This window comes from Snuella sedimenti, assembly GCF_016428595.1.
Lineage (GTDB): Bacteria > Bacteroidota > Bacteroidia > Flavobacteriales > Flavobacteriaceae > Snuella > Snuella sedimenti.
Genome location: NZ_JAELVQ010000043.1, coordinates 1 through 12,302, shown reverse-complemented (window position 1 = coordinate 12,302; position 12,302 = coordinate 1). Strand labels below are relative to the sequence as shown.

12 protein-coding genes and 1 pseudogene are annotated in these 12,302 nt (G+C 34.6%); 3 read left to right on the top strand and 10 right to left on the bottom strand.

Going from position 1 to position 12,302, the window contains the following annotated elements:
* Positions 1-197 precede the first annotated feature (197 nt).
* Positions 198-671, top strand: a complete 474-nt coding sequence (msrB, locus tag JF259_RS17255) for a peptide-methionine (R)-S-oxide reductase MsrB (protein ID WP_199116958.1) — start codon at positions 198-200, stop codon at positions 669-671.
* Positions 672-674: 3 nt separating this feature from the next.
* The gene (locus tag JF259_RS17250) at positions 675-1,226 is read left to right on the top strand and encodes a DUF1572 family protein (protein WP_199116957.1); all 552 of its coding nucleotides are present in this window, start codon (positions 675-677) and stop codon (positions 1,224-1,226) included.
* Positions 1,227-1,348: 122 nt separating this feature from the next.
* Here the strand turns inward: JF259_RS17250 and JF259_RS17245 are convergent.
* Positions 1,349-2,637, bottom strand: a pseudogene (locus JF259_RS17245) (NAD(P)/FAD-dependent oxidoreductase).
* Between the two features lie 106 nt (positions 2,638-2,743).
* Here JF259_RS17245 and lpdA point away from each other — a divergent pair.
* On the top strand, positions 2,744-4,120 hold the full coding sequence (gene lpdA / locus JF259_RS17240; protein WP_199116956.1) for a dihydrolipoyl dehydrogenase: 1,377 nt from the start codon (positions 2,744-2,746) through the stop codon (positions 4,118-4,120).
* A gap of 171 nt (positions 4,121-4,291) precedes the next feature.
* On the opposite strand, the gene JF259_RS17235 is transcribed toward lpdA, so the two are convergent.
* From JF259_RS17235 to rpsA, 9 genes are all read right to left on the bottom strand, one after another.
* A complete protein-coding gene (locus tag JF259_RS17235; protein WP_199116955.1) occupies positions 4,292-4,786 on the bottom strand; it encodes a CAP domain-containing protein in 495 nt (164 codons plus the stop codon).
* A gap of 155 nt (positions 4,787-4,941) precedes the next feature.
* On the bottom strand, positions 4,942-5,589 hold the full coding sequence (gene pdxH / locus JF259_RS17230; protein ID WP_199116954.1) for a pyridoxamine 5'-phosphate oxidase: 648 nt from the start codon (positions 5,587-5,589) through the stop codon (positions 4,942-4,944).
* Between the two features lie 146 nt (positions 5,590-5,735).
* Complete coding sequence (locus tag JF259_RS17225; protein ID WP_199116953.1) at positions 5,736-6,650, bottom strand: ribonuclease Z; 915 nt, start codon at positions 6,648-6,650, stop codon at positions 5,736-5,738.
* Complete coding sequence (locus tag JF259_RS17220) at positions 6,647-7,120, bottom strand: DUF3291 domain-containing protein (RefSeq protein ID WP_199116952.1); 474 nt, start codon at positions 7,118-7,120, stop codon at positions 6,647-6,649. The genes JF259_RS17225 and JF259_RS17220 overlap by 4 nt, the downstream gene beginning before the upstream one ends.
* 1 nt (position 7,121) lies before the next feature.
* A complete protein-coding gene (locus JF259_RS17215; RefSeq protein WP_199116951.1) occupies positions 7,122-7,454 on the bottom strand; it encodes a ribonuclease Z in 333 nt (110 codons plus the stop codon).
* Positions 7,455-7,457: 3 nt separating this feature from the next.
* Positions 7,458-8,387: an aspartate carbamoyltransferase catalytic subunit gene (locus JF259_RS17210; protein WP_199116950.1), complete on the bottom strand. Its 930-nt coding sequence runs from the start codon at positions 8,385-8,387 to the stop codon at positions 7,458-7,460.
* A gap of 74 nt (positions 8,388-8,461) precedes the next feature.
* The gene (gene pyrR / locus JF259_RS17205; RefSeq protein ID WP_199116949.1) at positions 8,462-9,001 is read right to left on the bottom strand and encodes a bifunctional pyr operon transcriptional regulator/uracil phosphoribosyltransferase PyrR; all 540 of its coding nucleotides are present in this window, start codon (positions 8,999-9,001) and stop codon (positions 8,462-8,464) included.
* 158 nt (positions 9,002-9,159) lie between these two features.
* On the bottom strand, positions 9,160-9,900 hold the full coding sequence (locus JF259_RS17200; protein WP_199116948.1) for a T9SS type A sorting domain-containing protein: 741 nt from the start codon (positions 9,898-9,900) through the stop codon (positions 9,160-9,162).
* Between the two features lie 269 nt (positions 9,901-10,169).
* A complete protein-coding gene (gene rpsA / locus JF259_RS17195; protein ID WP_199116947.1) occupies positions 10,170-12,002 on the bottom strand; it encodes a 30S ribosomal protein S1 in 1,833 nt (610 codons plus the stop codon).
* Positions 12,003-12,302 lie beyond the last annotated feature (300 nt).

Here is a 12,302-nt window from a genome sequence, read left to right as displayed (position 1 = left end):
ACAAACAACTCGCTTTGTTTTAATGACCCCCTTGCTATTGGAGAATACTGTATAGTAAACGCTTTTATTGGAAGAAATTGACCTTTCTCGATAAATCCGTATTTTAGTCGGACACTAATGTAAAAAATACTATATTTTTGATGATAAGTTTTTTAGTATTTTTCGACTTAAAACAAAATTCAAAATTAAATATAATTATGAAGAAACTCACAATTCTATTACTTACTATTTTTTTATTTAATTGTAATGGCAATGCCCAAAAAAAGAAACAAGAAACTTTTAAGGTTGTAAAAACTGAAAGTGAGTGGCAAGCACAATTAACCGATATGGAATTTTACGTTTTAAGGAAGCATGGGACTGAAAGGGCTTTTTCAAGCCCACTAAATAATAATCATGAAAAAGGGATTTATGTTTGTAAGGGCTGTAATACCCCACTTTTTAAAAGTGAGCATAAGTACGATTCAGGAACGGGTTGGCCCAGTTTCGATAGAGAAATTAAGGGGAATGTTGCTTACTCTACCGATAACGATTTAGGTTACAATAGAACCGAAGAGCATTGTGCTACCTGCGGAGGGCATTTAGGTCATGTGTTTAACGATGGTCCAAGAAATACTACTGGAATGCGCCACTGCATAAATGGCGTTTCTCTTAAATTCATCCCTAAAGAATAAACTATGGAAAGTTATCTGACAAGTGCCATTAAGCAATTTCAATATTATAAGAGCCTAGGTGATAAAACTTTTGAGCAATTAGACTTTGATGAACTAAACAAAGAATTTGCCCAAGATGCTAATTCCATTTCAATTATTGTGAAACACCTTGTTGGCAATATGTTAAGCCGATGGACTAACTTTCTAACTGAAGATGGTGAAAAAGAATGGCGACAACGTGATCTTGAATTTGAAGCTACTTTCACCTCTAAAGATGAACTGATTAAAAACTGGAATACGGGTTGGAATTGCTTATTTAATGCACTCGAACCTTTAACAACATCTGATCTTGAACGTGTTATCTACATTAGAAATCAAGGGCATACCGTTATTGAGGCCATTAACAGACAGTTGATGCACTATGCCTATCACGTAGGACAAATTGTTTTTATAGGCAAACTTATAAAAGGAGATCAATGGCAATCATTATCTATACCTAAAGGCCATTCGACAACATATAACGATAAGAAATTTAAACAAACTAAATCGAAAAAACATTTTACGGATGATTTATAATTTCGTTCTTAGTTAATGGTTATTTGTTAATAGTTATTAAGGAAACACCTTACCACATCTACTGCTTTCTCATTTCATAGCAATGCGAACTGTACACAAGAACCCCTCGAAATCGAGCCTACTTAAACTTTAGTTTTTTGCCTAGTTTCAAATGGCCTAATGATCAATCGTGCTTCCCTATCGAACCTTATATAATTATAAACCCAATTTATAAACACAACCATCCTGTTTCTAAAGCCTATTAGAAAAAAGAGGTGTACAAACATCCACACATACCAGGCGAAAACGCCCTGAAATTTAAAACGAGGAAGATCAACTACCGCCTTATTGCGTCCTATGGTCGCCATCGCTCCTTTGTCTTTGTACAAAAATGGTTTCATTGGCATTCCCTCTAGTAGCCGAAGAATGTTATCTCCCAACTGATCTCCCTGCTGAATGGCTGGCTTGGCCATCATTGGCAAACCTTTAGGAAAACTATCGGTAATCATATTAGCAACATCACCAACCGCAAAAATATGTTCAAAACCTTTAACCTGATTAATACATTAACCAAAAGTCTATTGCCTTTCGTCACCATATACGCTGCGTCCAAACCTTTAATAGTAGCACCCTTTACACCAGCTGCCCATATTAATGTGGCTGTTTCAAAGCTTAAATCGGTATTTGTTGTGACGGTCTTTCCATCATAATTGGTAACCCTTACATTTTTCCAGATATTTACGCCCAGTTTTTCTAAAAACTCTTCTGCTTTTTCAGAGGCCTTCTTACTCATGCCCTTCAAAATACAGTCGCTCGATTGGACAATATGAATTTGTGCCAAGCGTGTATCTAAATCGGGATAATCCTTAGGTAAAATGCCTTTCTTTATTTCGGCAAGTGCACCCGCCAACTCAACGCCTGTAGGCCCACCACCTACAATCACAAAATTCATTAGAGCATTGCGTTCATTAAGATCGGATGTTAACAACGCATCTTCAAAATTCTCTAATATTAAACTCCTTAAGTTGAGCGATTGTGGTATGGTTTTCATTGCCATGCTGTGCGCTTCTATCACTGTATTGCCAAAATAATTGGTCTTAGATCCCGAAGCAACTACCAAATAATCAAACTTAAGCTTGCCAATGTTGGTAATTACCTTGTTCTTTTTAGTATCTATTTCTTCAACATCAGCAAGTCTAAAATAAAAATTAGGGAAGTCCTTGAGTATTTTCCGAATAGGGTAAGCAATCGAATCTGGCTCTAAACCACCTGTAGACACTTGGTATAAAAGTGGCTGAAAAGTATGGTAATTATTCTTGTCCAATAAAACTACTTGAACTTCTTGTTTCGACAGTTTCTTGGCTAGGGCAACTCCAGCAAAACCGCCTCCAATAATTACAATTCGTGGGTAACTCGTTCTTGGTATGTTCATATACTAATACTTACATTACAAAGGTAGTATAAAGATGTAAATTAAAAGCGATGTAAATTCTTTATTCAAATTCGATTTCGTAAATTCGTAGCCTAAAAATTAACACATGAGTAAATACGATATTATTGTTCTTGGAAGTGGTCCTGGTGGTTATGTAACAGCCATTAGAGCATCACAATTAGGATTTAAAACAGCTATAGTTGAAAAAGAAAGTCTTGGTGGTGTATGTTTAAATTGGGGATGTATTCCTACTAAGGCATTATTAAAATCAGCTCAAGTATTTGAATATCTAAAACATGCAAATGATTACGGATTATCTGTTAAAGACTTTGACAAAGATTTTGACGCTGTTGTAAAACGTAGCCGTGGTGTGGCAGATGGTATGAGCAAAGGCATCGAGTTTTTAATGAAGAAAAATAAAATTGATGTTATTAAAGGCTATGGCAAATTAAAGCCGGGTAAAAAGATTGATGTTGACGGAACGGTATATAGTGCCGACCATATTATAATAGCTACGGGAGCGCGCTCTCGCGAACTACCAAGCTTGCCTCAAGATGGTAAAAAGGTAATTGGATATAGAGAAGCCATGACCTTACCGACCCAACCTAAAAAAATGATCGTAGTTGGATCTGGTGCCATTGGCGTTGAGTTTGCTTATTTCTATAATTCTATGGGAACAGATGTAACCATTGTTGAATTTTTACCCAATGTAGTTCCTGTTGAAGATGAAGACGTATCTAAGCAACTTGAACGCTCTTTCAAGAAAAATGGTATTAAGATTATGACATCGGCCGAAGTTACTCATGTAGATACCTCTGGTGATGGTGTAAAAGCAACAGTTAAAACAAAAAAAGGAGAAGAAGTTATAGAAGCCGATATTGTACTGTCTGCTGTAGGTATAAAAACCAATATTGAAAACATTGGACTAGAAGATGTAGGTATTGCTGTAGATAGAGACAAAATACTGGTAAATGATTATTACCAAACAAATATTCCTGGCTATTATGCCATAGGCGATGTTACGCCTGGTCAGGCACTAGCTCATGTTGCTTCGGCTGAGGGTATATTGTGTGTTGAAAAAATTGCAGGACAGCATGTTACCCCTTTAGACTATGGTAACATTCCGGGATGTACCTATTGTTCTCCTGAAGTTGCAAGTGTTGGTCTAACTGAAAAACAAGCAAAAGAAAAAGGCTTTGATATTAAAGTAGGTAAATTTCCGTTCTCAGCATCAGGTAAAGCAAGTGCTGGCGGTAACAAAGATGGCTTTGTTAAGGTTATTTTTGATGCTAAATACGGAGAGTGGTTAGGTTGCCACATGATTGGTGCAGGCGTAACCGATATGATTGCTGAAGCTGTTTTAGGTAGAAAACTTGAAACTACCGGTCATGAAGTATTAAAAGCCGTTCACCCCCATCCAACAATGAGTGAAGCGGTTATGGAAGCTGTAGCCGATGCGTACGATGAAGTAATTCATTTGTAGTATTTTAAAATATTTCTGAAATTAAAAAAGCTCCTAACATGATGTTGGGAGCTTTTTTTACCTAAAGCTAAATTCAATAACAATAATACATGCTATCAATAATAATCTATACCACTTAAAATAAAATGGTTAAAGATTAAGTTTTAATTGTATTAATTCTATAATACAATTCTATTTTTTTATGAATATATTAGTATAATACCACTTACCATCTTCATTCTTCTCTGCTGAAATATCGAAATTTGAGAAATCGCCCTCAATATTCTTTTTGTGACCCTCGCTCTTAATCCATGCGTTTACTACAGATTGTGCAGAAGTATAACCATAAGCTACATTTTCGGATACTTTAATGGCACCTGCATTGGATTTTAAATAATTACTTCTTTTATAAAAGTTGTCATGAGATACAATGTTGTTCTCTACCATGTAATCGGTATGGGTATAAGCTTGTGACTTAATAATATTCATATTATTTAAAGGGTTTAAGCCTTTTGATAACCGATGATTATTAATAAGTTCTAATATTTCAACCTCAATTGGTTTTGGGTCTGGAACAACAAGGTTTTTGGCAATAGCTTCGGCTTGATCGTCTAAGTTATCCGTGGAACAAGAAAAAGATAACACAGCAAGCAATGTCAATAATGACAGTTTAGTTAACAACTTCATGGTTAAGTAAATTTAGATTTGGTTCAGTAAAATTAGAAGCCTAACCCGAAGTAACTGTTAAAGAAATGTTAAAATCGATCAAAAACATGTATTTTATCGTCTTTTTATGTTTTTAATCGATTAAGTGTCAATTTGAAATGTATTTCATCGGAATTTTATGGAGATAATCGATTAATCAGCCAACTGTAATCTTCCTGAAGCTTGTATCGTATTCTATCATGTAATCGGTTGGCTCTTCCTTGCCAAAACTCTATTTCCACAGGTTTAACAATGTAGCCTCCCCAAGTATCAGGTCTTGGGATCTCTTTTCCTTCGTAGGCTTTCTCTAAGGCCAAAAGTCTTTGCTCTAGTTCCTCCCTATCCTTTACTATCTCACTTTGATTTGAGACAAGGGCTCCTAATTGACTACCTCTTGGACGCGATTCAAAATAACCATCACTTAAATTTTCAGCGATTTTTTCGGCTTTTCCCTTAATAATTATTTGACGTTCTGCCCCATGCCAAAAAAAAGATAAACATACATTTGGATTTGCAGCTATAGCCTTTCCTTTTTCACTTGTATAATTGGTGTAAAATATAAAACCTTCATAAGTATAGCGCTTTAATAAAACCACCCTGCTCTTAGGAAAACCATCCAAACCTATTGTTGAAACGGTCATGGCATTGGTTTCATCTTCTGGAAAAAAGGCATCTACCTCATGAAACCATGTTTGAAATAACTCCATAGGGTTCTCTGGTACGTCTTTTAAACGCAACTCATGCTTTTCATAAGATTTTCTATAACCACTTAAATCTGCATTCATTTTTAAATAATATTGTATTTATTTCTTAGCAAAAGCTACCATAAAATTAAACATTAATTTATAGTAATCCATTTTAAAACGAATTACACCATATAATATGAAGTCTTTTATATTGAAATAGACTATCACAAAAACGCTTATATAAATTATTTTGAAGGAAACTCAAAGGTTTTACCATCATCGCACAACGTAACAAATTCAAAGACTTCCCGGGCTTCTTCCTTAAACGCCTCTAGGCTATCGTAACGTGTTGAATAATGCCCTAAAAGTAACATGCCTGCATTGGCTTTTTTGGCAATAGTAGCTGCTTGCTTTGCAGTAGAATGCTTTGTTTTTGGAGCTAGATCAGCATGCTTTTCTAAAAAAGTAGACTCATGATATAGCACGTCTACATTCTTAATAATAGGAACGATGTCTTCTTTGTAGGCTGTATCACTGCAAAACGCATAACTCATAGTAGGCTCTGGCGGACTGGTTACTTTTTCATTATCGATAAGCACTCCGTCTTCGTTTACCACATCAAATCCTTGCTTAAGTTTTCGGTAATACGCTACATTTATATTAGCCTGTTCTGCTGCCTTAACATCTAACTTGCGTTCTCCGGGCTTTTCTTTAAAAAGATAACCATTAGTATATACTCGATGGTCTAGAGGGATGGTGTACACCTCCACACTGTCATCTTCAAAAATCAATTGTGATTCATTAGAGCTTAATTCATGAAAGATAAGCTTATAATTGGTCCAAGAATCGGCCAGTTTCATTTGTAGGGTTACAATTTCCTTTATACCCTTAGGGCCATAAATATGAAGGTCGGCTTCTCTTGTAAGCAATCTGAATGTTGATATCAATCCTACCAAACCAAAAAAATGATCGCCATGTAAATGAGAAATAAAAATATGTTTAATCCGGTTAAACTTTATTTTGTGCTTGCGTAGTTGTACTTGCGTGCCCTCTCCACAGTCTATTAAAAACATGTGATTGTTCATTTCTAAAACTTGGGAAGTAGTATTCGTTAAGGCTCGGGGTGTGGCACTATAGCAGCCTAATATAGAAAGCTTCATACTACGGCAGGTTTATAGTTTAATAAATCGGTGACAGTATAGGTCTTTTTAAATGTAAAAGCGTAAGGCGTCTCACCGTGGGTTTTTAGGTAATCCAAGCGTATTTTGGCCTCTGTTAACGTAGGCTCATGCCCTATTGGGATGTACCAAAAAGCCATGTGTTTCATTTTTAACTTTGAGAACCATTCTTTACGGCGTTTAAAAACGGCTACATGCAAGGAGTTATAAGTGTATTCAAATAGCGATTCTACATCATTCCAAACCGACATGTTAATAAGCAATGAATCATCTTTAAACACATTTGAAGTAATAGCTTTGTCTTCATCCTTCAGTCTCCAAACAAATCCCTTGCTAGCCTCGGCAACCGCATTGATTTTGTCAATATTATTAACAAAGTCCTTCATGATAGGGTCTTCCAAAGGCGCTAGCTTCTTTGCAATATTAACCTGTGCAAGATGAAACTTGTTCATATTAAAACCCTAAATCGCGTTCCATTTCTTCCATTTCAATAATATCGTATGCTTCTTGAATTGTTGGCACTACTATTATTTGATCCGGTGTACTATCTAAATCAATCTTGTTCGATACAATGACGAAAGAATGTTTATTTGCTCTATGTTTATTTGATATTTCTAGAAATTCAATAATATCGTTCACACTTAACTCTATTAAAGATGTTAATACAATAATGATATTATCGTGCTTAAATTTGGGATAAACAACCTGTAGTTTTTTAACCAACTCTACTACTGTCGCTTTTTCTTGTGTAATTATTGACGTATTGCCATCTTGATCGAAAATCATAACCTATTGTTTTATTTTTGATGCTAATAAGTAAATTACTGCCATACGTATCGCAACACCATTTTGAACTTGATCCAATATAATAGCTTGCTTTGAATCGGCCACATCACTGGTTATCTCAACTCCCCTATTAATAGGTCCTGGGTGCATAATAACAATTTCTTTATTTAATGAGTCTAGTAAGGCTTTGTCGACCCCGAATTGTTGGGTGTATTCTCTGGTAGATGGAAAATAATTTATGTCCATACGTTCGTTCTGCACACGTAACATATTGGCCACGTCGCACCAATTTAAAGCAGCTCGTAAGTTTGTCTCCACTTTAACACCCAATTCACCTATATATTTAGGTATTAATGTTTTGGGTCCACATACCATCACTTCTGCTCCTTGTAACTTTAAAGCAAAAATATTTGACAATGCTACACGACTGTGCAATATATCGCCAACTATAACCACTTTTTTACCATGTACATCGCCTAACCTTTCTCTAATTGAATACGAATCCAACAAGGCTTGTGTAGGGTGCTCGTGAGCACCATCTCCTGCATTTACAATACTTGCCTTTACATGCTTTGATAAAAAGATACCTGCTCCTGGATTTGGGTGGCGCATAACGACCATATCCACTTTCATTGAGAGGATGTTGTTTACTGTATCAATAAGCGTTTCTCCTTTTTTAACCGAAGATTGTGCTGAAGAAAAATTAATAACGTCGGCCGACAATCTTTTTTCTGCCAACTCAAACGACAATTTGGTTCGCGTAGAGTTTTCAAAAAAGAGATTGGCTATGGTTATATCACGTAGTGAGGGTACTTTTTTAATTGGTCTATTGATCACTTCTTTAAAATGATCGGCAGTTTCAAAAATAAGTTGAATATCTTGTGGGTTAAGATACTTGATTCCTAATAAGTGATCAACACTTAATTCGCTCATTGTAAAAGTTAAAAGTTAAAAGTCAAAAATTAAAAGTTGCTATATTCCTTTTAATTTAAACTTTAGTTATCATTTTATTTTTCAATTAAGTACACGGCATCTTCATTTTCATATTCTTTCCAATGTACTTTTACTTTTTCATTATTAATAACATCCACTTGCCTTCCTCTATAATCTGGCTGAATGGGCAAATGCCTACTAAAACGCCTGTCTATTAAGGTCAATAACTCTATTTCGTTAGGTCTACCAAACGACTGTATAGCCGTTAGAGCAGCTCTAATACTACGCCCTGTATATAATACATCGTCTATAAATACAATGTTCTTGTCTTCGACCAGAAAATCTATTTTAGTAGAATTGGCTGATAATGGCTTTTCTCCCCGGCGAAAATCATCCCTAAAAAATGTAATGTCCAAATAACCTAATTGCACATTTTGAACCTTGTAGTCGTCCTTCAATATTTTGGCTATACGATCTGCCAAGAATACACCCCTAGGTTGTAATCCTATTAAAACGGTATTAGAAAAATCGTTATGTTTCTCAATAAGTTGACAAGCCAATCGGTGAAGAATGATGTTTACCTCTTTTGCGTTAAGTAAAACTTTTTGACTCATATACTATCCAAACATGTTTGGAACGCAAAGTTAGTTAAAAAAATGTTGTACACAATATGAAATGCTACTGTATTGGTGCAATTATTTTATTAAAAGACTAAACCTTCCAAAACATAAAAAGGGAAGATCATTACAATCTTCCTTTTTACTTAAATATATTACTGTTTGATAAATTTATAAACTTTAGTTTCGGATGTACCAATTAGATTTAGCACATATAATCCTTTTTTTAAAATTGAAATATGTATGCTATTAGACTTTATAATTGATTTTTTTACTTGTTGACCATTCATATTATAAATTGTATAACTAGAATAATCGACATTATTATTTAACAATTTAATAACATTAGTTGTTGTTAGAATTTTTAGAGATTCAATGTTTTTAACGTTTGTTGATAATGTGGCATCAAACTCACTTACCATTGTTATTGAGGTTCCATTAATTAAATCTGTTAACACACCTCCTAAACCAGCTGGTTTGTATATTCTCAAATAATAGTCATCTGTACCATTAATTCCTTCTATTACTTGTTCAAAGCTACCGCCTGCTACTAATACAACATTATAAGAACTACAAGTAATAACTTGCAAACTATTTATATTTCCATTAGGTGCTTTTAATATTTGATAATTTACAGACGTAGCCAAAGAGACACCAGCGCTTATCATACCAATAGTAATTTTATTATCCCCAGAAGAAACATCGTGCTTATAGAAGACATCTTCTGTTGTACCACAAGCCGGTGAAAGACCTGATTGGGTTGCAGAGTTAAAGTCTGAAATATTTAAACCTACTTCTGTTCCATCAACAACAATTGCATCATTAATAGTGTTTCCAGATTGCGACCAAGTAATCGAAATACTAAAAAAGGCGACAAATAGTATAGTTTTTCTCATAATATATAAATTTGGTTTATAATCAAACTTTAATGTGAGAGACTACACTTAATTGAAATACTTAGTATATATAAATATTGAGAGGAAAATTATATTTCAATACTCTATAAAAGTATCACGCAAACTAAATATAATCTAATATACGCAATACTATATATTTTTTCTTACAAATAGAATACTATTCTATGAAATACAGGAAAATTTAACATATAGAACAACAAAAGCCTTCAATTTCTTGAAGGCTTTTTAATATTTAAAAGAGTTGGTAATTATATTTTACCGTCCATTTTATCTTTAAGCGCTTGTAGTGCATCGTTAGCATCACCAAGTGTTGGCTTAGCTTCTGCAGCTGCATTAGCGGCTTTCTTAGCAGCAGCTTTAACATTGGCAGCTTCTTCAGCCTTATATACTGCTGTATGGGAAGCAACTACACGTTTGAATTCTTTGTTAAATTCAATAATTTTGAATTCGGCAGATTCCCCTTTCTTAAGCTTACCGCCATCTTCCTTTTCAAGATGACGTGTAGGCACGAATGCTAAGATGTCTTCATTAAACTGAACTGTTGCTCCTTTATCAACTATCTCAGCTATTTCAGCTGTATGAACAGTTTCTAATGCAAAGTCCTTTTCGTAAACATCCCAAGGGTTATCTGTTGTTTGCTTGTGACCTAAACTTAATTTACGTCCTTCTACATCCAGCTCTAATACGATAACGTCTAATTTATCACCTACAGCACAGAATTCACTTGGGTGCTTGATTTTCTTAGTCCAAGATAAGTCTGAGATATAAATCAACCCATCAATACCTTCTTCTAATTCAACAAATACACCAAAGTTTGTAAAGTTACGTACAACACCTACATGCTTAGAACCTAGTGGGTATTTACCTGTAATATCTGTCCATGGGTCTGGTGTTAATTGCTTAATACCAAGTGACATTTTACGCTCTTCTCTATCTAAGGTCAAGATAACTGCTTCAACTTCATCTCCAACAGAAACAAAATCTTGTGCAGATCTTAAATGTGTAGACCAAGACATTTCAGAAACGTGGATAAGTCCTTCAACACCATCAGCAACTTCAATAAACGCTCCGTAATCTGCTATAACAACTACTTTACCTTTTACCTTATCGCCAACTTTAACCTCTTCTGCAAGTGCTTCCCAAGGGTGTTTGCTTAATTGTTTTAAACCTAATTGGATTCTTGATTTGTTTTCATCAAAATCAAGTATTACCACATTAAGTTTTTGATCTAATTCTACGATCTCATTTGGATGGTTAATTCTAGACCATGATAAATCCGTAATGTGAATTAATCCATCAACTCCACCAAGGTCAATAAATACACCATAAGAAGTAATGTTTTTAACAACACCTTCTAATACTTGACCTTTTTCTAATTGACCAATAATTTCTTTCTTTTGTTCTTCTATATCAGCCTCGATAAGTGCTTTATGAGAAACAACTACGTTTTTAAATTCATGGTTGATTTTAACAACTTTGAATTCCATCGTTTTGTTTACATACTGATCGTAATCTCTAATTGGCTTAACGTCGATTTGAGAACCTGGCAAGAATGCTTCAATACCAAATACATCTACAATCATACCACCTTTAGTACGACATTTAACAAAACCATTAACAATTTCACCTGAATCGTGGGCTGCATTAACGCGATCCCATGCTTTGATTACACGTGCTTTTCTATGAGACAATACTAACTGACCTGTTGCATCTTCGCGTACATCAATTAATACCTCTACCTTATCTCCTACTTTTAAGTTTGGATTGTAGCGAAACTCATTTAAAGAAATAACACCTTCAGATTTTGCATTGATATCAATAATCGCATCACGATCAGAGATATGTACTACAGTACCTTCAACCACCTCATCGTTAAGGGTGTCTACAAAGTTTTCTGCTACTAGTTTTTCAAATTCTTGTAATTGTTTGTCATCAACTTCGTCAATACCTTCTTGGTAATTGTGCCAGTTAAACTCTTTTAAGAATTTTTCAGGATTTGCTTGTGCTTCTGATACTACAGGAGCTTCAGCTGTTTTTGCTTCAGTTGCTTCAACTTCAGCTTTGTTTGCATTTTCAGCCATGTGCTGATAATAATTTTGTATTCTGTATGTTTTGGAAGATTTAAGCGATTAACACACAGAAGTGTTAAAATATTTTTTGTTTTCATTCCTCTTATCTTTCCAACGACTCGCTAAAAGGAGTGCAAAATTAATGTTTTTTTAACTAAACACCTAATGTATTATGCTTAAAATTAGATTAATAATCATTAGTGTCCGACTAAAATACGGATTTATCGAGAAAGGTCAATTTCTTCCAATAAAAGCGTTTACTATACAGTATTCTCCAATAGCAAGGGGGTCATTAAAACAAAGCGAGTTGTT